Here is a 21,655-nt window from a genome sequence, read left to right as displayed (position 1 = left end):
GGAGGGATGATCCGGGTCACCCCCGATTGGCGGCGCTGAGGACGGCGCGCACGCTGGCGGTGGCGATGTCGGTGTCGAGCCCGACGCCGAACACCGTGCGCCCGTCGGCCAGCCGGCATTCGACATAGGCCGCCGCCTGCGCGTCGGCGCCGTGGCCGATCGCGTGTTCGGAATAATCCACCACCTCCAGCGCCGGACCGGTCGACCCGGCGAGCGCGTCGATCACGCCCGAGATCAGGCCGTTGCCACGGCCCGAGATCGACCGCTCCTCGCCATCCACCGCGACCCGGCCGACGAAGACGCGCTGCCCCGCCTGGCCCGTCTCCTCATAGTCGCGCAGCACGAACCGGTCGCCGGCGCGCGGCAGATAGGTCGCCTCGAACCGGCCCCAGATGTCGGCGGCGTTCAGTTCGCGGCTGGTCTCGTCCGCCAGCGCCTGGACGTGGCGGCTGAAATCGGCCTGGAGCCGCTTGGGCAGCTTCAGCCCCTTGTCCTGCTCGATGACCCAGGCGACGCCGCCCTTGCCGCTCTGCGAGTTGACGCGGATCACCGCCTCGTAGCTGCGGCCGAGATCGGCGGGGTCGATCGGCAGATAGGGCACCTCCCACAGGCCGTCGTTGCGCTGCGACTGCGCGGTGAACCCCTTCTTGATCGCGTCCTGATGGCTGCCGGAAAAGGCGGTGAAGACCAGGTCGCCGGCATAGGGGGTGCGCGGATGCACGGGCAGGTTGGTGCAATATTGGATGGTGTTCACCACCGAGTCGATGTCCGACAGGTCGAGCCGCGGATCGACCCCTTGCGTGTACATGTTGAGCGCGACGGTCACGAGATCGCAATTGCCGGTCCGCTCGCCATTGCCGAGCAGGCAGCCCTCGACCCGGTCCGCGCCCGCCATCAGCCCCAGCTCCGCCGCCGCGACGCCGGTGCCGCGATCGTTATGCGTGTGGAGCGAGATCACCACCGAATCGCGGTTGCGGATGTGGCGGCCGAACCATTCGATCTGGTCGGCATAGACATTGGGCGTCGCGCATTCGACGGTGGCGGGCAGGTTGAGGATGATCGGCCGCTCGGGCGTGGGGCACAGCACGTCCATCACCGCCTCGCAGACCTCGACCGAGAAATCGAGCTCGGCGGTGGAGAAGGTCTCGGGCGAATATTCGAACTGCCAGCGCGTGTCGGGCTGCTTCGCCGCCTCGTCGCGCAGCACCTTCGCGCCCTCGATCGCGATCCGCTTCACCTCGTCGCGGGTCATGCCGAACACGATCTTGCGCCAGGCGGGCGAGACGGCGTTGTAGAGATGGACGATCGCGGTGCGCGCGCCCTTCAGGCTGGCGAAGCTGGTCTCGATCAGGTCGCGGCGCGACTGGGTCAGCACCTGCACCGTCACATCGTCCGGAATCCGATCCTGCCGGACCAGGCCGGTGATGAAGTCGAATTCGGTCGCGCCGGCGCTGGGGAAGCCGACTTCGATCTCCTTCAGGCCGACCTTGCAGAGCAGCTCGAACAGCCGCGTCTTCTTCTCGGCATCCATCGGATCGATCAGCGCCTGATTGCCGTCGCGCAGGTCGGTCGACAGCCAGCGCGGCGCCTGGGTGATCGTCCTGGACGGCCAGCGGCGATCGGGCAGGGCGATGGTGGGGAAGGGGCGGTATTTGGTCGACGGATCGCGCAACATGGCTCTTCACTCTCGTCTTGGCGGGGCGGCGGGCAGACCGCCGGATCGGGGGAGGTCGGTCGATCGGGCCCTTAGGCGCGGCGCACGCCACGGGCGCACGAGCGGAATGACGCGCCTAAGGGCGCGTAAGTCGTGAGGAAAGGCGTGCGGTCCGCATCATCGCCGCCTTCCTAGGCGGTGCGGCGGCGACTTGTCCAGAAGGCACGGAAATCCTGATACAGGTTGGCGCGCATCCGCGGGCAGGCTCTAAGGGAGCAAGCCCTTGAAAGGGTGTCGATGCGTCAAATTCTCTATATCAGTTCGAAAACGCCGGGGCAGGAAATCAGCGTCGGCAACATCCTGATCCAGTCGCGCCGCAACAACGATGCGGCGGGCGTGACCGGCCTGCTCTATACCGACGGCACGCGCTTCCTCCAGGTGCTGGAGGGCGAGGCGGCGGCCGTCACCGCGACCTTCGATCGAATCCGGGCCGATGCCCGGCATCATGCGGTGGTGGTGTTGTCCGACACGGCGGTGACGGAGCGGAGCTTCGGTCGCTGGGCGATGGCGCACCGCCTGCCCACCGATCCAGCCGACGAGTTCGACGCGCGGGTGACGCGGATGCTGGCCGGTGCGTCGGACAGCGTGCGCGGCACCTTCCAGGGATTGATCGCGGTGCGACGCTGACGGGCTGATCCGATCAAGTCTATAGGAAGATTAGCCATTGCCTGTCGCGGTTTCACGGCGTTCATGATTGGCTAAGCCTGTCACCTGATCGAACCTTAATAGGATAGCCCTATCCCGGACCCATCATCGATCCAGAAAGGGGTACGGATAGTTGCGCCAGATCATCTATGTCAGCACGCTGCGCCAGGGGGTGGTTCCGGACACGGCGGCGATCGTCGCGACCTCGCGGCGGCGCAATGCCGAACATCGGCTGACCAGCATGTTGTTCTTCGACGGCAACCGCTTCCTCCAGGCCCTGGAGGGGGAAGCCGGGGCGGTCGAGGCGACCTTCGCCCGCATCGCCGCCGATCCGCGCCATCATGCGCTGATCCAATTGTCCAACCGGCGGATCGACCGCCGCGAGTTCGGGATGGAGGGCATGGCCTACCGCGCCCCGCTCCAGGCCGATCTGGCGGCGATGGCACGGATGGCGATCCTGGCGGCGCATGGCGGCCCGGCGGGGGAGGCGGGCTTCGCCAGCTTCGCGGCCCCCCTGATCCGCGCGGCCTGAACGGACGACGCCGCGCCGGGTGGTGATCCCGGCGCGGCGCCTGCCATGGTCGAAAGCCTCAATTGGCGGCGAAGGCGGCGTTGATCGTCAGGTCGACCTTGTCCGACACGACCGGCACCGCCATGCCCAGGCCGAAATCGCTGCGGTTGATCGCGCCGGTCGCGCGGAAGCCGAAGTTCAGCTTCTTGTTCATCGGGTTCATGCCGGCGCCGACGAAGGTCGCCTTCAACGTCACCGGCTTGGTGACGTTCTTGATCGTCAGATTACCAGTGATCGTCGCGCTGTTGCCCGACGCCTGGACCGAGGTGGAGACGAAGCGCGCGGTCGGATAGGTCGCCGCGTCGAAAAAGTCCTTCGACTTCAGATGGTGGGCGAAGGGCTCCGCGGTGACCGACAGCTTGTCGACCGGAAAGGTCACGTCGACCTTGGTGGCGTTGGGCTTGGCCGGGTCGATGGTGATCGAGCCTTCGGACGCGCCGAACTGCCCCTCCAGCATCGAGAAGCCCATATGGTTGACCTGCCAGGTCACCTGGCTGTGGTTGGGGTCGAGCGGATAGGTGCCGGCCTTGACCAGCGCCTTGTTCGGGCTGCCCGGCAGGCCCTGCGCCAGCACGGGCGCGGCGGCGGGGGCGAGTGTGGCGAGCATCAGGACGGCGGCGTAGATGGGGCGCATGGTGGTTCTCCCTGTGGATGCGCCATGGGTGCCGCCTGGCGGCGTCAGCGTCAAACCGCCAAGGCGGCAACGGATCGTTTCGCAGGCTGCGCCCAGGGACTTGGATGCGTTGGGGAAAAAGGCCGCCGATCCGATGATCGACGGCCCTCTTCCGATCGCTTGCGCGGAGCGTTCAGGCGGCGCGCAGGGTCGTGGCGCGGCGGCGATAGCGGGTCGCGCCGCCGACCATCGCGAAGCCGACCAGCATCAGCCCCCAGGTCGCCGGCTCCGGCACCATGCCGACTGCGCGATAGATGTCGGCGGTGGTCTCGCGATAGCCGCTGTTGGTCAGGGCATCGAAGCGCGTGGTCCAGCCGATCGCATCGAAGGCGGCGATGTCGAGCGCGGTCACGTCCTGCATCTGGCCACGCCCGGAGGTGGGGTCCATCACGCCGGTCTGCGGCACGCCGGCCGGGCTGTCCTTGAAGTGCGAGGCCTGGCGGCCGTCGCCGTTGCGCACGCCGGTGGCGAAGCGCGAGTCGCCGAACAGCTGCGTCTGGCCGCCATCGATCGAGAAATAGGGCACGCCTTGGGTCGACCAGTCGAGCTCCCCCTCCTGGCCATAGCGGAACAGGTCGAGCGGCGTGGCGATGTTGATGAAATTCTCCAGCGAGCGAAGGCCGGTGCCCGAGGCCCCCGGCGCGGTCGCGGCATCGTAGGAATCGACGCCGCTGCGGAAGCCCAGCGCGTGGCCGATCTCGTGGATCGCGACGCCGACGAAATCGAAGGCATCGGCGGCGATACCGTCGGTCGGGTCGAAATCGAACGTGAAGGCGTCGCTGAAGGTGATGCTGCCGTCGACCCGGCCATAATCGATCGCATTGCCGCGCCAGTCGGTGGTGATGCCCAGCGCCTTGAGGACCGAACTGTTGACCGCCAAGCCACGATTATTGGCGGATTCGTCATTGTCGACCCGCGTCGCGGTATCGACATAGCCGACGCCATTGGCGGCCAGCGCGTTCGTGCGAACGGTCAGCGCCCCCGCCGAGGACAGCGGACGGAGCGACGCGACCGCCGCCTGGTCGACGCTGGACGTCACGCTGTTTCCCAGGGCCGTGTAGAAGGCCGGGTTGAGGATCGCGGAGGTGGTGCTGCCGGTCGAGCCCAGGACGCCGGTGCCGAGCGTCGAATAGCCGATGTTCAGCTTGATCGTGATGTCGTTGGTCAGGACCGACGACCAATAGGCGGCGGCGGCCTCGAACCCGGCGCGGGCCTGGGTGCCGACGGCGGTGCCGGCACCGGTGCTGACCAGATCGAAGACGACGGCATGGGCCGGAGCGGATGCCAGGCCGGCCGCAACAGCGGCGCCGAGAAGCAGCGAACGAATCGTCAAAACCTCACCCTTTTCCCTGATCCGCGCTCCCGCACCGTGTCGGCGTCAGGATGGACGGATTAAGAGGAAGTTAATCAACTTTCCTCACTTGGGTAGCGAAAAGTGAAGACTGCGTGACGCGAATGTCATGACCCCACCGGTGCCGGCGGTGCTTGTCGAAGGAAATTCTTACCGGGTCGTGCGACAGGTCGGACCTGAGCCGAAGGGAAGCGGAGGAGAAGGTCGAGATGCAGGCACGTCGATCGTCCAGCGACAATCGCCGCGAGCCCCGGTTGCCGGTGGCCTGTCGGGCGACCGCGCGGATCGCCTTGTCGGTCGAGGTGCTGGATGCCTCGCGCTCGGGGTGCCGGGTGCGTATCGCGATGCCGCTGCCGGTCGGCGCCACGCTCAAGATCGCGCTGCCCGGCGGCACCGAACGCCATGCGCGCATCGCCTGGGTGCAGGACGATGTCTTCGGCTGCGAGTTCATGGCGCCGCTGGGCAAGCCCGATTTGGCGTCGCTGGTGGTGGCCACGCCGGTGGCGCTCCCCTGTAGCTGAGGGCGTTCGGGCTTCTGCGTTCACGGCATCATCGGAAAACCCCGTCCGTCGAACGGCAAAACGCCACCCCGACCTCCGCCGGGGTGGCGCTTCAGCTTGCCGCTATCGCGTCAGGCGTCAGTTCTTGGCCTTGTCGACCAGCTTGTTCGCGCCGATCCAGGGCATCATCGCGCGCAGTTCGTTGCCGACCTTCTCGATCGGATGCGCCGCCGCCGCCTTGCGCGCGGCCTTCAGCTCGGGCTGGCCGGCGCGGTTGTCGAGCACGAAGTTCTTGACGAAGCGGCCGCCCTGGATGTCCGCGAGCACGCGCTTCATCTCCTTCTTCGTCTCCTCGGTGATGATCCGCGGGCCGGTGACGATGTCGCCATATTCGGCGGTGTTGGAGATCGAATAGCGCATGTTGGCGATGCCGCCCTCATAGAGCAGGTCGACGATCAGCTTGGTCTCGTGCAGGCACTCGAAATAGGCCATTTCCGGCGCATAGCCGGCCTCGACCAGCGTCTCGAACCCGGCCTGGATCAGATGGGTGATGCCGCCGCACAGCACGGCCTGCTCGCCGAACAGGTCGGTCTCGCACTCTTCCTTGAAGTTGGTCTCGATGATGCCCGAGCGGCCGCCGCCGACGCCCGAGGCATAGGCGAGGGCGATGTCGTGCGCGTTGCCGCTGGCGTCCTGGTGGATCGCGATCAGGCAGGGCACGCCGCCGCCGCGCGCATATTCGCTGCGCACCGTATGGCCGGGGCCCTTGGGCGCGATCATGATGACGTCGATGTCCGCCGGCGGCTCGATCAGGCCGAAATGCACGTTGAGGCCATGCGCGAAGGCGAGCGCGCTGCCCGGCTTCATATTGCCCTTCAGGTCGGCGTCCCAGATCGCCGCCTGATGCTCGTCGGGAGCCAGGATCATGACGATGTCCGCCCAGCCGGCCGCCGCCTGGTTCGACATGACCTGGAAGCCGGCGTCGAGCGCCTTCTTGGCGGTCGGCGAGCCGTCGCGCAGCGCGATCGCGACCTGCTTCACGCCCGAGTCGCGCAGGTTCTGCGCATGGGCATGGCCCTGCGAGCCATAGCCGATGATCGCGATCTTCTTGTCGGTGATCAGGTTCAGATCGGCGTCGCGATCGTAATAGACACGCATGGGAGACTCTTCCTTGGCTTGATAATCGATGAAGGAGTGGCGGAAACCGGGTTCAGGCGGCGTCGCGGCCGCGCGCGATGGCGACGATGCCGGTGCGGGCGACCTCGATCAGTCCGACCTCGCCCATCAATTCGACGAACTTGTCGATCTTCTCGATCCCGCCGGTCACTTCGAACACGAAGCTGGTGGTGGTCGCATCGACGACGCGGGCGCGATAGACATCGGCGAGGCGCAGCGCCTCGATCCGGTGGTCACCGGTGCCCTGCACCTTGACCAGCGCCAGCTCGCGTTCGACATGCGGCCCCTCGGCGGTCAGGTCGCGGACCTTGTGGACGGGCACCAGCCGGTCGAGCTGCGCCACGATCTGCTCCAGGATCGCCGGGCTGGCGCTGGTCACGATGGTGATGCGGCTGACCGTCTTGTCGGCGGTCACCTCCGACACGGTCAGGCTTTCGATATTATAGCCGCGCGCGGTGAACAGGCCGGCGATGCGCGCCAGGATGCCCGGTTCGTTGTCGACGATCACCGCCAGCGTGTGGCGTTCGGCCTTTTCTTCACGGATATGCACGTTCGCGTCACCCCGGCGGCGGCCGGGGGCTCCCTGTTGAGATGGTGTCCTGGGGCCGTCCGCCCCGACCGGGGCCGGGACGGGGGACGGGTCAGACCAGCGCCTTGGCCTCGTCGTCCATCGTGCCCGACACCTCGTTCGCCTGCAGGATCATGTCGGTATGCGCCGCCCCGCTGGGGATCATCGGGAAGCAGTTGGCGAGCTTCGCCACCCGGCAGTCGACGATCACGGGGCCGTCATGGTCCAGCATCGCGGCGATGCCCGATTCCAGATCGTCCGGCTGCTCGATGCGGATGCCCTTCCAGCCATAGGCCTCGCCCAGCTTCACGAAATCGGGCAGCGAATCCGAATAGCTTTCGGCGTAGCGGCTCTCATAGGTCAGCTCCTGCCACTGGCGGACCATGCCCATATATTCGTTGTTCAGGATGAAGATCTTGACCGGCAGGCGATATTGCGTCGCCGTCGCCAGCTCCTGGATGTTCATCTGGATCGAAGCTTCGCCGGCGATGTCGATGACCAGCGCCCGCGGGTTGCCGAGCTGCGCGCCGATCGCGGCGGGCAGGCCATAGCCCATCGTGCCGAGCCCGCCCGAAGTGAGCCACTTGTTCGGCGATTCGAAGCCGAAATGCTGCGCGGCCCACATCTGGTGCTGCCCGACCTCGGTGGTGATGATCGGATTGCGCGCGTGCGTCGCCTCCCACAAGGCACGGACGGCGCGTTGCGGCATGATCTCGGCGGTCGATTCAGGGAAGGACAGGCAGGCCTTGGCGCGCCACTGCTCGATCCGGTTCCACCAGTCGCGCGTGTCGGGCTTGGGATGCTGGCGCGCCTTCCACACGCGGACCATGTCCTCCAGCGCATGGCCGACATCGGCGACGATCGGCAGGTCGATCCGCACCGTCTTGTTGATCGACGAGCGGTCGATATCGACATGGACCTTGCGGCTGTTCGGGCTGAACGCGTCGAGCCGGCCGGTGACCCGGTCGTCAAACCGGCTGCCCAGCGCGATCACCAGATCGGCCTGGTTCATCGCGTGATTGGCCTCATAGGTGCCGTGCATCCCCAGCATCCCCAGCCATTGCGGCGAGGAGGCGGGAAAGGCGCCCAGGCCCATCAGCGTCGAGGTGACCGGCGCGCCGGTGATCCGCGCCAGCTCGCGCAGCAGCTGCGACGCGGCCGGACCCGAATTGATGACGCCGCCGCCGGTATAGAGGACCGGGCGCTCGGCGGCGGCGAGCATGTCGACCACCTGCTCGATCGCGCGCGGGTCGGCCTTCACCGTCGGGCGATAGGTCTTGTGCTGAATCGGGCCGGGCTTGGCATAGCGGGCGGTGGCGACCTGCACGTCTTTGGGGATATCGACGACGACCGGGCCGGGGCGGCCGGAGGTGGCGATATGGAACGCCTCATGGATCACCGGGCCCAGCTTGGCCGGGTCCTTCACCAGATAGTTGTGCTTGCTGCAGTGGCGCGTGATGCCGACCGTGTCCGCCTCCTGGAAGGCGTCGGTGCCGATCAGCGCGGTCGGCACCTGGCCGGTGATGACCACCATCGGGATCGAATCGAGCAGCGCGTCGGTGATGCCGGTGACCGCATTGGTCGCGCCGGGGCCGGAGGTGACGAGCACGACGCCCGGCTTGCCGGTCGAGCGCGCATAGCCCTCCGCGGCATGGGTGGCGGCCTGCTCGTGACGGACGAGGATGTGCCGGATGCGGCGACCATCGCGCGCGGCCCGGAACAAGGCGTCGTAGATCGGCAGGACGGCACCGCCCGGATAGCCGAACACGACCTCCACGCCGAGATCGCACAGCGCCTCGACCAGAATGTCGGCTCCGCTCTTCTCGGTCACGTCTCGTCTCCTCAATGTCGGGAAAGTGGGGGTGCCGCTACCGAAGCCGCTGCACTGCGTCAACCCGAAAGACAGATTATTTCTTCCAAATCGCCTTCGGAGAAACTTTCTTTTCTGGTCCAGCCGGGGGGGGGCTGGTGGCGGAACCAGGTATATTGCCGCTTGGCATAGCGGCGGGTGGCCAGCCGGGCGTGCTCCAGTGCTTGGGCGCGCGAGAGGCTGCCGTCCAGCATCGCCGCGATCTCGGGCACGCCGATCGCACGGCGGACCGGGGCATCCGGGGGGACGTCGGTGCGGGCGAGCAGCGCGGCGACCTCCTCGATCGCGCCGTCATCGAACATCGCGGCGAGGCGCGCGTCGCAGCGTTCGATCAGTTTCGCCTTGTCCGGCAACAGGATGGTGGCGGACAGCGCGATCCGGCCACCGATCCCGCCATGGCGCTCGGCCTGCCAGTCGCGAAGCGGGCGGCCAGTCGATCGCACCACCTCCAGCGCGCGCGCGACGCGGGTCGTGTCGGCGGGGGCGAGCCGGGCGGCGGCCTCGGGGTCTTCCTGCGCCAGCGCCCGATGCGCTTCGGCGACGGGCAGGGCGCGCACCGAGTCGCGGATGGCGGGGTCGATCGGCGGAACCGGCGCGATGCCGTCGATCAGCGTGCGCAGGTACAGGCCGGTGCCGCCGACCAGGATCGGCAGCTGCCCCGCGCCATGGGCCCGGTCGATCTCCACCGCCGCATCCGCCGCCCAGCGCGCGGCGGAGCAGGTTTCCGCGCCGTCGACATGGCCGAACAGGCGGTGCGGCACGCGTGCCTCGTCCTGGCGGGAAGGGCGGGCGGACAGGATGTGCAGGTCGCGATAGACCTGGCTGGCATCCGCGTTGATGACGATGCCATCGGTGCGTTCGGCGAGACGGATCGCCAAAGCCGACTTGCCGCTGGCGGTCGGCCCTGCGATGAGCGCGACCCTTGGCAGGGGAGTAGAGATGTTCACCGCGACGCTGATAGCAGATGGGCGCCTGCCCGCCGACCTTTCCGTAGCCGTCGAGGCGCTGGAACGCGTGGGATGCGACCCCGCGCCGGCGCGCTGGATCGATGACGCCAGTGCCGCCGATATCGACTTCGCGGCCGACCCCGCCGCCGCGCGCGCCGCGCTGGAGGGGCTGGTGCCGGCGACCGATGTGGTCGTGCAGCCGAGCGAGGGGCGCGAGAAGCGGCTGCTGATCGCCGATATGGATTCGACCATGATCACCGTCGAATGCATCGACGAACTGGCCGATTATGCCGGCATCAAGGCGCAGGTCGCCGCCGTCACCGAGGCGGCGATGCGCGGCGAGCTGGACTTCGAGGGCGCGCTCGATGCGCGGGTGGCGTTGCTCGCCGGGCTGGACGAGGGCGCGATCGACCGCTGCCTGGCCGAGCGGGTGACGATCATGCCGGGAGCCAAGGCGCTGGTCCGCACGATGCGGGCGCGGGGCGCGCGCTGCGTGCTGGTCTCGGGCGGCTTCACCCGTTTCGCCGAGCCGGTGGGGGCGGAGATCGGCTTCGACCGGGTGATCGCCAACCGGCTGCTGGTCGAGGGCGGCACGCTGACCGGCACGGTCGCGCGGCCGATCGTCGGTGCGGCGACCAAGGAGGCGACGTTGCGCGAAGAGGCCGGGGCCCTGCCGCTGGCGCGGACGCTGGCGGTGGGCGACGGCGCCAACGACCTGCCGATGATCCGCGCGGCGGGGCTGGGCGTCGCCTATCATGCCAAGCCGGTGGTGGCGGCGGCGGCGGCGGCGCGGATCGAACATGGCGACCTGTCCGCGCTGCTCTGGGCACAGGGTATCGCGCGGTGCGATTGGGTGACGGCCTGAACCAGTCGCGCGTCTCGAGGGTTGTCGGGGAAATGATGCCCTTTTTCGGCCATGGCCCGTTTGGCGATCCGGGGATGATGCGAGGGGGGGAAGTGCCCGCCGGATCATGGAAATCCTGTTCCCCGGCGGAGGCCGGGGAATGTTGGCAGGAGGCGTGTCGCAACGAACACGCCGCATCCCGAGCGGCGGGGGTTTTTGGATACAAGCCGGGCGCTGATCGGCCTCTTCCATGATCGACCGGCGAGGCCTGCTGATCGGTGGTGGCGCGGGGCTGGGGCTGACGGTCGCCTGGGGAGTGTGGCCGCGCGACTATCCGGCACGCTTGCCGACCGCGCCCGGCGAGCAGGCGTTCGGCGGCTGGCTGACGATCGCCGGCGACGGGCGGGTGATGGTCGCCTTGCCGCAGACCGAAATGGGGCAGGGTAGCTGGACCGCGCTGGCGCAGGTCGTCGCCGACGAACTGGGCGCGGACTGGCGGACGGTGGGGGCGATGCCGGCGCCGATCACGCCCTTCTATGCCAATCCGATCGGCCTCGATTCGCTGCTGGAGGGGATGCCCACTGCGCTGCCTACCGCTTGGCGCGATGGCGTCGGCGCGGACCCGGCGCCGATGCTGACCGCCGGGTCGAGCAGCATCCGCATGTTCGAGGAGCCGGCCCGCGCCGCCGCCGCGACCGCCCGCGCGCTCCTGTGCCAGGCGGCGGCGGCGCGCTGGTCGGTGGCGGCGGCGGACTGCACGACCCGCGACGGTTTCGTGGTGCAGGGCCCGCGCCGCCTGCGCTTCGCCGAACTGGCGGATGCGGCCGCGCAGCAGGCCCCGCCCGCTCGGCCACCCATCGGACAGGGCGGCGCGGGCCGGCTGATGGGCCAGCCGCTGCCCCGGATCGATTCGCCCGCCAAGGTCGATGGCGCCGCCAATTTCACCGCCGATATCCGCCTGCCCGACATGGTCCATGCCGCGATCCGCCAGGGACCGATCGGCGACAGCCATCTGGTCGCGATCGACCGCGCGGGGGGCATGGCGGTGCGCGGCGTCGTCGCGATCATCGAGGAGCCCGACACGGAACGGCCCCGCTGGGTGGCGGCGGTCGCGGCGACCGGCTGGGCGGCGCAGCGGGCGCTGGATGCGCTCAAGCCGCGCTTCGCCACCACGGGGCCACGGATCGACGATGCGGCGGTCGCCACGGCCTTGACCGGGGCGCTGGCGGACAAGGGCCGCCGGATCGCGGGGGAGGGCGATCCCGACGACGTGCCGGCGGCCGCGCGGTCGCTGACCGCCGACTACCGGGTCGCGGCGGGCGTCCATGCCGCGATCGAGACGCCGGCGGCGGTCGCGGCCTATGCCGATGGCCGGTTGCAATGCTGGGTGCAGACCCAGGCGCCCGGCCTGGCCCGGCGCGTCGCGGCCCGCGCCGCCGGCCTGTCCGAGCGACAGGTGGTGATCCATGTCATGCCGGTCGGCGGCGGCTTCGGCGCTGGGCTGGACCATGACGTCGTGGCGCAGGCCGTGGTGCTGGCGATGCGGCTGAAGCGACCGGTCAATTTGATGTGGTCGCGCGGCGAGGCGCTGCTCCACGACCGCTATCGCCCGCCCGCCGCCGCCCGGATGACCGCGCGGCTGGGCGCGGGGGCGGCGATCCTGGGCTGGCGGGCGAGCATCGCGACGCCGCCGGTCGGTGCGGGGTTGGTCGACCGGCTTCGGCCCGGTGACCTGTCGGCGCTGGCGCTGCGGCTCGACCCGGCGGATCGCTATGCCGTGGCGGGGGCCGCGCCGCCCTATCGCCTGCCGGCCTGGGTGGTCGATCATCATGTCGCCGACCTGCCGCTGCCGACCGGGCATCTGCGCGGCGGCGCGCACGGCTATACCTGTTTCTTCACCGAATGTTTCCTGGACGAGATCGCGCATGAGGCGGGCGTCGAGCCGCTGTCCTGGCGGATCGGGATGCTCGGGCAGAATCCGCGTCTGGCGCGTTGCCTGTCGACCGCCGCGTCGCTCGGCGGCTGGGAGGGCGGCATCGCGGGCAGTGGACAGGGGATCGCCGCCCACGCCTTTCGCGGCAGTTCGATCGCGGTGATGGCGGAGGCGCATTGGTGGGAGGGCCGCCCGGTGGTCGACCGGCTGGTCGCGGCGGTGGACTGCGGCCGGACCGTCAATCCCGACCTGGTCCGCCAGCAGGTCGAGGGCGGGCTGATCTTCGGCCTGGCCCATGCCTTGGGCGCGGCTACCGGCTTCGAGCGCAACCTTGCGACCGTCCGGGGGTTCGACCGGCTGGGGCTGCCCCGACTGGCCGATACGCCCGACCTGACGGTCGAGCTGATCCGGTCGGACGAGGCCCCCGGCGGCGTGTCCGAACTGGCGGTGCCGCCCGTCGCCCCCGCCATCGCCAACGCGCTCGCCGCCTCGACCGGGCTGCGCGCCCGCACCCTGCCGTTAAGGAGTGAAGGATGATCCCGCCCGGCCACCCCGCCGTCCCGGCCCCCCGCATCGGGGTGCTGCTCACCAATCTCGGCACGCCCGATGCCGCCGACGCGCCGAGCGTGCGCCGCTATCTGGCGGAGTTCCTGTCCGACCGTCGCGTCGTCGAGATCCCGCCGATCGCGTGGCAGCCGATCCTGCGCGGCATCATCCTGCGCACGCGGCCGAAGAAATCGGCGCACGCCTATCAACAGGTGTGGCGCGACGACGGCTCGCCGCTCGCCGCCTTCACCCGGCTGCAGGCGGAGAAGCTGGCGGGCGCGTTCGGCGACGGGGTGATGGTCGACTGGGCGATGCGCTATGGCCGGCCGGCGATCGCCGAGCGGTTGCAGGCGATGAAGGATGCCGGCTGCGAACGCATCCTGATCGCGCCCCTCTATCCGCAATATTGCGCGGCGACGACCGCCACCGCCAATGACAAGGCGTTCGCGCATCTGGCGACGATGCGCTGGCAGCCGGCGGTGCGGACCCTGCCGCCCTATTATGACGATCCCGCCTATATCGCCGCGCTGAAGGATTCGATCGAGGCCTCGTTGGCGCAGCTGGACTTCACGCCCGATGCGATCGTCACCAGCTTCCACGGCATGCCGGAGCGGACGCTGGAGAAGGGCGATCCCTATCACTGCCATTGCCGCAAGACCGCGCGGCTGCTGGGCGAGGCGATGGGCCGCGAGCTGGTCGTCGCCTTCCAGTCGCGCTTCGGCCGCGCCAAATGGCTGGAGCCGGCGACCGACACGACGCTGGAGGCCTTGCCCGGCAAGGGCGTGCGCAAGGTCGCGATCGTCGCGCCGGGCTTCTCCGCCGATTGCCTGGAGACGCTGGAGGAACTGGCGATCCGCGGGCGGGAAAGCTTCGAGGCGGCGGGCGGCACGCATTTCGCCTATCTGCCCTGCCTGAACGACGAACCCGGCAGCATCGCGATGCTGCGCAGCATCTTGGCACGGGAGCTTGAAGGCTGGGTTAGGGTGCCGTAGCGTCACCGTCATTACATGGGAGAGGCTGAATGGCACGGGTTGCGATCGTGACGGGTGGTACGCGCGGAATCGGCGAGGCGATCAGCCTTGCCCTGAAGGAGGCCGGCGTCGCCGTCGCGGCCAGCTATGCCGGCAATGCACAGCGCGCGGCGGAGTTTACGGAACGGACGGGAATCCCCGCTTATCAATGGGATGTCGCGGACTACGATGCCTGCCAGGCGGGGTGCGCGCAGGTCGCGGCGGACTTGGGTCCGGTCGATATCGTCGTCAACAATGCCGGCATCACCCGCGACGGCACCATCCTGAAGCTGACCTATCAGGCGTGGAAGGAAGTGATCGACACGAATCTGGGCGGCTGCTTCAACATGGCCAAGGCGACCTTTCCGGGGATGCGCGAGCGGAAATGGGGCCGAATCGTCAATATCGGCTCGATCAACGGTCAGGCGGGCCAATATGGCCAGGTGAACTATGCCGCGGCCAAGTCGGGCATCCACGGCTTCACCAAGGCGTTGGCGCAGGAAGGCGCGCGGGCCGGCGTGACCGTCAACGCGATCGCCCCCGGCTATATCGACACGGACATGGTCGCGGCGGTGCCGGCGGACGTGCTGGAGAAGATCGTCGCCAAGATCCCGGTCGGACGGCTGGGCCAGGCGCATGAGATCGCGCGCGGTGTCGCCTTCCTCTGCTCGGAGGATGGCGGGTTCGTCACCGGCTCGACCCTGTCGATCAACGGCGGCCAGCATATGTATTGAGGATCGGGATGGGGAGGGCGTGTTCTCCCCATTTCGTTCTGGAACAGGCTGACATCGGGTTGAGCCAAGCCGTCATTGCGAGCGCAGCGAAGACCATCCAGGGCGTGAGGCGCGGTCGCGGATGGCTTCGTTGCCGATCCCGGTCAAGATCACGCCATTAGGTAGTAATGCTTGGCACAGAAGCGCAGATGGCCGCTTAGGCGTATAGACCTATTGATAGGCTGTCAGAATCGAGACCCTGTCGTCCCCGCGTCCTCCGCACAAACCAGTTCCCTGATTCGGAAACGGCTAGAATGCCGGCTGCAACGCCCGACGCATGTCTGCGGTGGTATAGGGCTTGGGCACGAAGATGCCGCCTTCCGGCAGGTCGCCGTCGCAGACTTCGCGCGTGCCGGAAGTGATGACCATCCGCATGTCCGGGCGTACCCGGCGCAGGGCCGCCGCCAGGTCCAGGCCGCAATGCTCACCCGGCAAATCGATGTCGGTGAACAGGGCGGCGATGTCGGGACGGGCAGCAGCGGTCTTGAGCGCGGTTGCGGCATCGCTGACGCCGATCACCTCATAGCCCTCATCCTCCAGCGTCATCGTCGCATGGAGAAGGATGAGTTGATCGTCCTCGACGACGAGCAGGACGGGTTTGGCTGCCATGCCCGATGAAACGGGCGGCGTTTCCACAGGTTCCAATTTTTAACCTTGTTTCATCAACGCTTTGCCGCGCCGATGGTTCAGTGGGCGAAACGGCCGACGGAACATGGGGGCCGGCATCCTCGGACACCGGCCCCCCGCCCTCGATACGCTACGCGAGGGAACTCGTAAGATGGTCAGCGGCGGCAATAGCCCGGCCGGTCGGAGCGATCGATCGCACGGCCCGCCAGGGCGCCCGCCCCCGCGCCGACCAGCGTGCCGACGGTGCGGTCGCCGCGCGTATCGATGGTCCGGCCGAGCAGGCCGCCGGCGATGGCGCCGATGATCGCGCCGCCGGTGCCGTCCTTGCACTTGCGCTGGGCGCGATAGTCGCGCTCGCCGTTGTAATAGCCGCGGTCATAGGCGTCGCCGCGATAGTGACGATAGCGCTGCGCATCCGCCGCGCTGACCGGAACCAGGGCCGACGCGCTCATCGCCAGGGCCGCTGCGGCGAGGGAAAAGGTCTTCATCATCGTTGATCTCCCGATTGCGAGGCGCGGCGGGCCGGGGCTCGTCGTCCGATGACCTGTAACTGCCCGATTCGGTTTGACCGGACTCTGAATGCGCTCGTTATCGGCGGTTCAGGCTTTCCGCCGCCGATATGGTGCGCCAAGGGGCGGCGATGATCCGCCCGTCGACCCTCGCCCTCCTCGCCGGCCTGTCGCTGTTATTGAGCTGGTCGGGCGAGAACGGCATCGAGCGGGTTGCGCCGACGGCACGGGTCACCGCCACGCCGGTGCCGCTGATGGCGGCGGATCGCAGCCGGCAGCGGGTCGGGGCGATCACCTATCTGGGCGGCATCCAGTTGACCGCCGACGATCCGGGCTTTGGCGGCTATTCCTCGCTGGCGGTCGCGGTCGACCGCTTCACCCTGCTCAGCGATCTGGGTGGGGTGTTGGATTTCACCCTGGGGGCGGATTGGCGACCCCGCGCGGTGCGGTTCGGCGACCTGCCGGCCGGTCCGCGCACCGGCTGGACCAAGCGCGACCGCGACAGCGAATCGATGACGGTCGATCCGGCGACGGGCCAAATCTGGGTCGGGTTCGAGCAGTTCAACCAGATCTGGCGCTATGGACCGGGTTTCGCACCCCCGGCGCACGGCGTCGCGCCGACCGCCATGGCGGGGTGGAAGGAGAATGGCGGCATCGAATCGATGGCGCGGCTGCGCGACGGGCGGTTCGTGGCGATCAGCGAAACCACCCGTCCACCGGGCGGCCGAGCGGGGCGCGATGCGCTGCTCTGGGCGGGCGATCCGGTGGCGCGGCCCCGGCCGGCCTTCCGATTCGTCTATCGACCGGCCCCCGGCTTCAATCCCTCGGACATGACGCAATTGCCCGATGGCCGGTTGCTGGTGCTGGAGCGGCGTTTCCAGCTGCCGTTCCGTTGGTCGAATCGGCTGGTGCTGGTCGATCCGGCCGCGATCCGGCCGGGGGCGGAGGTCGCAGGCCGGGAGATCGCGGTGCTGAAGGCCCCGCTGATCCACGACAATTTCGAGGGCGTCGCCGCCGTGCGGGAGAATGGCGCGACGATCCTGTGGCTGGTCTCCGACGACAATCAGCTGCCGATCCAGCGGACCCTGTTGCTGAAGTTCCGGCTGGAAGGGTGAGCTGTCAGGCGGGGGTGGCGGCTTCCTGATCCGGCGCCGATCGCTCCACGGTGCGGGCAATGACGGCGTGATAGCGAGTCGTGCGACCCGACCCCAAGCCTTGCAAGCCACGAACACGAAAAGCCCGCCGGGCCGTAGGGCCGGGCGGGCGATTCGATCGGTTCGGGCGAACCCTTAGGCCGCGGCGGCCTCGGTCGCGGCGCGCTTCTTGACGATGTCGCGCTTCAGGCGGCGGCAGCGCAGCGACAGCTTGTCGTCGCTGGTCTTGACCAGCCAGTTGTCGAGACCGCCATTATGCTCGACCGAGCGCAGGCCGTGCGTCGAGACGCGCAGCTTCACACCGGTTTCAAGGGCGTCGGAGAGCAGCGTCACATTCTGCAGGTTGGGCAGGAAGGTACGCTTGGTCTTGTTGTTGGCGTGCGAAACGTTGTTTCCCACCTGCCGGCCCTTGCCGGTCAGCTCGCAGATGCGCGACATGATCGAATATCCTGGTTTCGGGGTTGCCCGGAAAGGCCGCGCGATTACGGGACGGCGGCGATTGAGTCAACCGAAAGCTGCATTCCGCCCCCGTGGCGACGGTCGACCAGCGATGCAACGCTGGTCTTCTGGCGGCGTTGTTACGCGCACGATATCCATCACGAAAGGGTTTTCGATGCGCGCTCTGCTGGTCCTGCTTGCTCTGGTCGCGCTGATCGTCGCGGCGCTGATGTATTTCGGCATCATTTCGATCGACCAGACGCGCCCTGCCGTGGTTCAGGCCCCCGCCTTCCAGGCCGATGTCGCCAAGGTCACCGTCGGCACGGAGAACAAGACGGTCGCGGTGCCGACCATCAATGTCGAGAAGCCGGCGAACAGCCAGGCGCCGAACTGAGTCGCAGCCGGCGCTTTACGCGCGGCGGACCGGTGGGGCAGGGGGAGGCATGATCCCCTTGCCCGAACCGATGCGCCAGGCGCTCGCCGCCGCCGTCGCCGCCGCCCAGGCCGGCGAAGTGCCGGTCGGGGCCGTCATCATGCTGGGACGCGAACTGGTCGCCGTCTCCGCCAATGCCCCGCGCGCGCTGCACGACCCCACCGCCCATGCGGAGATGCGGGTGATCCGCGACGCGGCGGCGCGGCTGGGGCGCGAGCGGCTGGAGGATTGCGACCTGTGGGTGACGCTGGAGCCGTGCGCGATGTGCGCGGGGGCGATCGCCCATGCCCGGATCGGCCGGCTCTATTATGCCGCCGCCGATCCCAAGGGCGGCGCGGTGGAGCATGGACCCCGCCTGTTCGGCCAGCCGACCTGCCACCACCGACCCGAAGTCTATGCCGGGATCGGCGAGGGGGCCGCCGCCACGTTGCTCCGCGACTTCTTCGCGGCGCGACGATAGCGGCGGCCCCTCCCGATCAGAAGAACAGCTTGCGGATCGACAGTCGGACCGACCGGCCCAGCGGATCGAGATAGCCGGGCTGGTAGCTGACCGGCGTCGTCCCGTCCGCATCGCGCACCCGCTGGCGCTGGTTGAACAGGTTGCCGACTGACAGCGTGACCCGCGCGCCCCGCATCCAGGGATGCGCCCTGACCCAGTCGAGCCGCCCGCCCAGATCGGCGAAGAGCCGCAGGTCGAGCGTGGTCAGGTCGGAAAAGGCGAGCGTATCGGCCGAGGTCAGGCCGTTGACTCGGGTCGGGCTCTGATAGTTGAGCGACAGGCGCGCGCCCAGGCCGTTGTTCACATAGCCGGCCTGGCCCTCGACCTCGTGCCGCGACTGGCCGCCCGAGGCGCTGATCGCGTCGCCGTTCAAAAGGTCGAGCGACGGTCCGCCATTCGCCACCAGCAGGCGGTTGGTGAAGTTCCAGGTGTGATAGACCGCGAACTGGAGCCGGCCGCCACCCTGGCCCCGGCCACCGAAGCCGCCGCCGCGATACCCGCCGCCGCCGAAGCCACGTCCGCCGCCGCCCGGGCCACCCGGCCCGCCTGCACCGGGCGCGCCCCCATCCGGGCCACCGGGCGGCGGACCATCGCCACCCGCCCGCCGCTCGCCGCCGCCGGGTGGACGCAGGCCGGCAAAGGGATTGGGGCCGGTGCCGTTGCGATAGGCCTCCAGCTCGCGCTGCACCCTGGACTTGAGCGCATGGGAGAAATTGATGCCCCAACGCAACTGGCTGCTCTCGGCCCGCGCGAAATTGACCGGCCGCGTGTCGATGCGGAGCAGGGTGCCGTCGCCATCGCGGGTGAAGCGGTCGGGAAAGGCGGCCTCGATCGCGGCGGTCGCGACGGGGAAGCCCTGGATGGGATTGTCGGTCCGGCTGTCGACATAATTGGCGGTCAGCGTCAGGTCGGTCGCCGCCCAGGGCTTCACCGTCACGCCGATCTTCTTCACATGGCGTTCGTTGGACACCAGGGCGGGATTGCCGCCGGTCACCGTCGTCACCGTGGCGGTGGTGCCGCGCACATAGTCGAAGATGCGCACTCCGGGCGTGGCGATGGTCGGGTTGCCCAGTTGCTGCGCGGTCGGGGCATTCTCCTGGTCGGTGGCGGAGGCGATGATCCGCACCGCCGGGATCGGGGCCCAGTTGACCCCGTAGCCGGTGGTCAGCAACGTGCCGAAGTCGGACAGGTGGTTGACCGACAGATTGCCGTTCAGCGACAGATTGCCGATCGCGCCCAGCACGCCGCGCGACTTGCTGGCGATGGGTAGGTCGATATTGGCCTGGCCGTTGGCGCTGTCGCGCGCGACTCCGCCGCTGCTCGACACGCCGTTCCGGAAGCTGTCGGCGCTGAAGTCGCTGGTATTCGCCCCGGCGCGCAGGCTGGTCGTCACCTCGCCCGCCGGCAGGCGGAACGGGCTGCCGGTGACGAGCAGGTCGCCGCCGCCCTGGCTGGAGACGGAGCGCGCGCGATTGGCGGCGAAGGCGTTCAGGTCGCCGGGCCGGAAAGGATCGTCGACCCCCGCCGCGCCCGCATCCAGCCGCGCCTGGAAGCCGCTGGGGTCCAGCCCGGTATCGGTCAGCGTGGTCGACGCCACCCGGTCGTAATTGCCGGTGAACGACCAGTTCCACCCTCCGCCCAGCAGGCCGTTCAGCGTGCTGCCCAGATGCGTGGTCGCGCTGGTCGACCGCTGCGCCAGCGGCAGGACGCTGCCGTCGTCGACATAGCGGGTCACCGCCGTGCCGTCCGGCCCGGTCAGGGTGACGCCGGGCAGGCCGAACCGGCTGGTCGAATCGCTCAGCTCGTAGCGGCCGTTGAGCGTCGCGGAGACGCCCAGCACCGGCCGCGCGACGATGCCGTTGGCGCTGAAGTTGCGCGTCGAGGACAGCAGGGTGCGATAGGGCGTCTGGTCGAAATTGGTCGCGCCCGGATCGTCGCTGGCGCGCGGGTCGATGCCACGCTCCGCCTCGGTCAGCGGGGTGGCGCGCTCATATTCCAGATGCAGGTTGGTGCGCGTGTCGCGCCGGATCGCGAGCAGGTCGGCCTCGCCCTGTGCGTCGTTGCGGCCGCCGGCGGTCGGCACGCGGTCGGCCGCCTCCAGCGTCGCGGCGCGGAAGCGGCGGCGCAGGACGATGTTCACTACCTTCTGGTCGGCGCTATAGCCGTATTTCAGCGACACTTCCTCGGGCAGGATCTCGACGCGCTGGATCGCCTCGGTCGGGATGTCGCGGATTTCCTGGAAGCCGGAGATGCGCCGGCCGTTGAGCAGCACCACCGGCGCGCCGCCCTGGCCGCGCCCGCTGGTCGTCTGCGGCGACAGTTCGTTGAGCAGGTCCGATACCGAACTGACGCCATAGGAGCGGATGTCGGCCGCGCCCAGGGTCTGGTCGGGGGGAATGTCGCCGATCACCGATCCGGGCAGCTTGCGCGATCCGGTGACGACGATGTCCTCGCCGGCATCGTCCGCCTCCGGTTCCGCCTCTTGGCTGCCGGCGGTCGGCGTCGGCGTCGAAGTCGGCACGCCGGCCGGCGGCGCGGCCTGCTGGGCGCGGACCGGATTGGGAATTGCGAGGATCGCGAGGGACGCTGCCCACCATTTGTTCATGGCTGCGGCCGCTAGCCGCCAATTGTCGCAGGATTATGCCGAATCGTGATCGCGCGTCGTCCAGGCCGCCGCCGCGCCCGCCAGCACCAGCGCCCAACCCCAGCCGCGTCCACGCCGAAGCGCTCCCAGGCCCCCCGCCGTGACGACCGAGGCGAGCAGCCCGGCCCGGCCGGCGATCCGGTCCGCCACGACGAAGCCGCCGACACCGGTCGAAGGCGCGGCGGGGGGCCTGGGAGCGCTTCGGCGTGGACGCGGCTGGGGTTGGGCGC

22 protein-coding genes are annotated in these 21,655 nt (G+C 69.0%); 10 read left to right on the top strand and 12 right to left on the bottom strand.

Annotated elements, in window-relative coordinates; all coding sequences use genetic code 11:
* Positions 1-16 precede the first annotated feature (16 nt).
* Positions 17-1,675 (bottom strand): 2-isopropylmalate synthase, encoded by a 1,659-nt coding sequence (gene leuA, locus BRX43_RS17465; RefSeq protein ID WP_125996366.1) that lies wholly within the window; start codon positions 1,673-1,675, stop codon positions 17-19.
* 276 nt (positions 1,676-1,951) lie between these two features.
* On the opposite strand from leuA, the gene BRX43_RS17460 reads away from it, so the two are divergent.
* Both BRX43_RS17460 and BRX43_RS17455 read left to right on the top strand, forming a co-directional pair.
* Positions 1,952-2,341, top strand: a complete 390-nt coding sequence (locus tag BRX43_RS17460; RefSeq protein ID WP_125996365.1) for a BLUF domain-containing protein — start codon at positions 1,952-1,954, stop codon at positions 2,339-2,341.
* Between the two features lie 151 nt (positions 2,342-2,492).
* Positions 2,493-2,891 carry a BLUF domain-containing protein gene (locus BRX43_RS17455; RefSeq protein ID WP_125996364.1) on the top strand — a complete coding sequence of 133 codons (399 nt, stop codon included), beginning with the start codon at positions 2,493-2,495 and terminating at the stop codon, positions 2,889-2,891.
* 58 nt (positions 2,892-2,949) lie between these two features.
* Here BRX43_RS17455 and BRX43_RS17450 read toward each other — a convergent pair whose 3' ends face one another.
* Together BRX43_RS17450 and BRX43_RS17445 are read right to left on the bottom strand one after the other, a co-directional pair.
* Positions 2,950-3,564: a YceI family protein gene (locus BRX43_RS17450; RefSeq protein ID WP_125996363.1), complete on the bottom strand. Its 615-nt coding sequence runs from the start codon at positions 3,562-3,564 to the stop codon at positions 2,950-2,952.
* A gap of 172 nt (positions 3,565-3,736) precedes the next feature.
* Positions 3,737-4,936 (bottom strand): NF038122 family metalloprotease, encoded by a 1,200-nt coding sequence (locus tag BRX43_RS17445; RefSeq protein WP_241215041.1) that lies wholly within the window; start codon positions 4,934-4,936, stop codon positions 3,737-3,739.
* A 227-nt stretch (positions 4,937-5,163) separates the two neighbouring features.
* Here BRX43_RS17445 and BRX43_RS17440 point away from each other — a divergent pair, with 227 nt between their 5' ends.
* Positions 5,164-5,475, top strand: coding sequence for a PilZ domain-containing protein (locus tag BRX43_RS17440; protein WP_125996362.1), 312 nt, complete (start codon positions 5,164-5,166; stop codon positions 5,473-5,475).
* Between the two features lie 117 nt (positions 5,476-5,592).
* On the opposite strand, the gene ilvC is transcribed toward BRX43_RS17440, so the two are convergent.
* The 4 genes from ilvC to miaA all read right to left on the bottom strand — a co-directional run bounded on the left by ilvC (position 5,593) and on the right by miaA (position 10,015).
* Positions 5,593-6,612, bottom strand: a complete 1,020-nt coding sequence (ilvC, locus tag BRX43_RS17435; RefSeq protein ID WP_125996361.1) for a ketol-acid reductoisomerase — start codon at positions 6,610-6,612, stop codon at positions 5,593-5,595.
* A gap of 52 nt (positions 6,613-6,664) precedes the next feature.
* A complete protein-coding gene (gene ilvN / locus BRX43_RS17430; RefSeq protein WP_125996360.1) occupies positions 6,665-7,180 on the bottom strand; it encodes an acetolactate synthase small subunit in 516 nt (171 codons plus the stop codon).
* 91 nt (positions 7,181-7,271) lie between these two features.
* Positions 7,272-9,029 (bottom strand): acetolactate synthase 3 large subunit, encoded by a 1,758-nt coding sequence (locus BRX43_RS17425; protein ID WP_125996359.1) that lies wholly within the window; start codon positions 9,027-9,029, stop codon positions 7,272-7,274.
* A gap of 59 nt (positions 9,030-9,088) precedes the next feature.
* Complete coding sequence (gene miaA / locus BRX43_RS17420; RefSeq protein ID WP_125996358.1) at positions 9,089-10,015, bottom strand: tRNA (adenosine(37)-N6)-dimethylallyltransferase MiaA; 927 nt, start codon at positions 10,013-10,015, stop codon at positions 9,089-9,091.
* Here miaA and serB point away from each other — a divergent pair.
* The 4 genes from serB (at position 10,008) to phbB (ending at position 15,082) form a co-directional block, all read left to right on the top strand.
* The gene (gene serB, locus BRX43_RS17415; protein WP_125996357.1) at positions 10,008-10,880 is read left to right on the top strand and encodes a phosphoserine phosphatase SerB; all 873 of its coding nucleotides are present in this window, start codon (positions 10,008-10,010) and stop codon (positions 10,878-10,880) included. The two genes, miaA and serB, sit on opposite strands and share 8 nt — an antisense overlap.
* 229 nt (positions 10,881-11,109) lie before the next feature.
* Positions 11,110-13,329 carry a molybdopterin cofactor-binding domain-containing protein gene (locus BRX43_RS17410; RefSeq protein ID WP_125996356.1) on the top strand — a complete coding sequence of 740 codons (2,220 nt, stop codon included), beginning with the start codon at positions 11,110-11,112 and terminating at the stop codon, positions 13,327-13,329.
* On the top strand, positions 13,326-14,330 hold the full coding sequence (gene hemH / locus BRX43_RS17405) for a ferrochelatase (protein WP_125996355.1): 1,005 nt from the start codon (positions 13,326-13,328) through the stop codon (positions 14,328-14,330). Before BRX43_RS17410 ends, hemH begins: the two co-directional genes overlap by 4 nt.
* Before the next feature lie 29 nt (positions 14,331-14,359).
* Positions 14,360-15,082: an acetoacetyl-CoA reductase gene (phbB, locus tag BRX43_RS17400; RefSeq protein ID WP_125996354.1), complete on the top strand. Its 723-nt coding sequence runs from the start codon at positions 14,360-14,362 to the stop codon at positions 15,080-15,082.
* A 288-nt stretch (positions 15,083-15,370) separates the two neighbouring features.
* On the opposite strand, the gene BRX43_RS17395 is transcribed toward phbB, so the two are convergent.
* Together BRX43_RS17395 and BRX43_RS17390 are read right to left on the bottom strand one after the other, a co-directional pair.
* Positions 15,371-15,757, bottom strand: coding sequence for a response regulator (locus tag BRX43_RS17395; RefSeq protein ID WP_125996353.1), 387 nt, complete (start codon positions 15,755-15,757; stop codon positions 15,371-15,373).
* A gap of 146 nt (positions 15,758-15,903) precedes the next feature.
* Positions 15,904-16,239, bottom strand: coding sequence for a glycine zipper 2TM domain-containing protein (locus BRX43_RS17390; protein WP_125996352.1), 336 nt, complete (start codon positions 16,237-16,239; stop codon positions 15,904-15,906).
* 149 nt (positions 16,240-16,388) lie between these two features.
* On the opposite strand from BRX43_RS17390, the gene BRX43_RS17385 reads away from it, so the two are divergent.
* Positions 16,389-17,372: an esterase-like activity of phytase family protein gene (locus BRX43_RS17385; protein WP_125996351.1), complete on the top strand. Its 984-nt coding sequence runs from the start codon at positions 16,389-16,391 to the stop codon at positions 17,370-17,372.
* Between the two features lie 174 nt (positions 17,373-17,546).
* On the opposite strand, the gene rpmB is transcribed toward BRX43_RS17385, so the two are convergent.
* Entirely contained in the window at positions 17,547-17,849 is a 303-nt protein-coding gene (rpmB, locus tag BRX43_RS17380; protein WP_125996350.1) for a 50S ribosomal protein L28, read from the bottom strand.
* A gap of 175 nt (positions 17,850-18,024) precedes the next feature.
* Between rpmB and BRX43_RS17375 the strand changes: the two genes are divergently transcribed.
* Together BRX43_RS17375 and BRX43_RS17370 are read left to right on the top strand one after the other, a co-directional pair.
* On the top strand, positions 18,025-18,243 hold the full coding sequence (locus tag BRX43_RS17375; protein ID WP_125996349.1) for a hypothetical protein: 219 nt from the start codon (positions 18,025-18,027) through the stop codon (positions 18,241-18,243).
* A 70-nt stretch (positions 18,244-18,313) separates the two neighbouring features.
* Complete coding sequence (locus BRX43_RS17370) at positions 18,314-18,742, top strand: nucleoside deaminase (protein WP_125996377.1); 429 nt, start codon at positions 18,314-18,316, stop codon at positions 18,740-18,742.
* A gap of 16 nt (positions 18,743-18,758) precedes the next feature.
* Here BRX43_RS17370 and BRX43_RS17365 read toward each other — a convergent pair whose 3' ends face one another.
* Together BRX43_RS17365 and BRX43_RS20420 are read right to left on the bottom strand one after the other, a co-directional pair.
* Complete coding sequence (locus tag BRX43_RS17365; protein ID WP_125996348.1) at positions 18,759-21,386, bottom strand: TonB-dependent receptor plug domain-containing protein; 2,628 nt, start codon at positions 21,384-21,386, stop codon at positions 18,759-18,761.
* 33 nt (positions 21,387-21,419) lie between these two features.
* The coding region (locus BRX43_RS20420) for a hypothetical protein (RefSeq protein WP_206433262.1) at positions 21,420-21,655 on the bottom strand (236 nt) is incomplete at its 5' end.

Source organism: Sphingomonas sp. S-NIH.Pt15_0812 (assembly GCF_003951315.1).
Lineage (GTDB): Bacteria > Pseudomonadota > Alphaproteobacteria > Sphingomonadales > Sphingomonadaceae > Sphingomonas.
This window is presented reverse-complemented; position numbering and strand designations above follow the sequence as displayed.

Bases quoted from the DNA above. Each gene is read 5' to 3' on its own strand.
- BRX43_RS17450 (WP_125996363.1), bottom strand. From the start codon at position 3,564: ATGCGCCCCATCTACGCCGCCGTCCTGATGCTCGCCACACTCGCCCCC.
- rpmB (WP_125996350.1), bottom strand. From the start codon at position 17,849: ATGTCGCGCATCTGCGAGCTGACCGGCAAGGGCCGGCAGGTGGGAAAC.
- BRX43_RS17385 (WP_125996351.1), top strand. From the start codon at position 16,389: ATGATCCGCCCGTCGACCCTCGCCCTCCTCGCCGGCCTGTCGCTGTTA.
- BRX43_RS17440 (WP_125996362.1), top strand. From the start codon at position 5,164: ATGCAGGCACGTCGATCGTCCAGCGACAATCGCCGCGAGCCCCGGTTG.
- leuA (WP_125996366.1), bottom strand. From the start codon at position 1,675: ATGTTGCGCGATCCGTCGACCAAATACCGCCCCTTCCCCACCATCGCC.
- BRX43_RS17370 (WP_125996377.1), top strand. From the start codon at position 18,314: ATGCGCCAGGCGCTCGCCGCCGCCGTCGCCGCCGCCCAGGCCGGCGAA.
- BRX43_RS17365 (WP_125996348.1), bottom strand. From the start codon at position 21,386: ATGAACAAATGGTGGGCAGCGTCCCTCGCGATCCTCGCAATTCCCAAT.
- phbB (WP_125996354.1), top strand. From the start codon at position 14,360: ATGGCACGGGTTGCGATCGTGACGGGTGGTACGCGCGGAATCGGCGAG.
- ilvC (WP_125996361.1), bottom strand. From the start codon at position 6,612: ATGCGTGTCTATTACGATCGCGACGCCGATCTGAACCTGATCACCGAC.
- serB (WP_125996357.1), top strand. From the start codon at position 10,008: ATGTTCACCGCGACGCTGATAGCAGATGGGCGCCTGCCCGCCGACCTT.
- BRX43_RS17375 (WP_125996349.1), top strand. From the start codon at position 18,025: ATGCGCGCTCTGCTGGTCCTGCTTGCTCTGGTCGCGCTGATCGTCGCG.
- BRX43_RS17390 (WP_125996352.1), bottom strand. From the start codon at position 16,239: ATGATGAAGACCTTTTCCCTCGCCGCAGCGGCCCTGGCGATGAGCGCG.
- BRX43_RS17460 (WP_125996365.1), top strand. From the start codon at position 1,952: ATGCGTCAAATTCTCTATATCAGTTCGAAAACGCCGGGGCAGGAAATC.
- BRX43_RS17410 (WP_125996356.1), top strand. From the start codon at position 11,110: ATGATCGACCGGCGAGGCCTGCTGATCGGTGGTGGCGCGGGGCTGGGG.
- hemH (WP_125996355.1), top strand. From the start codon at position 13,326: ATGATCCCGCCCGGCCACCCCGCCGTCCCGGCCCCCCGCATCGGGGTG.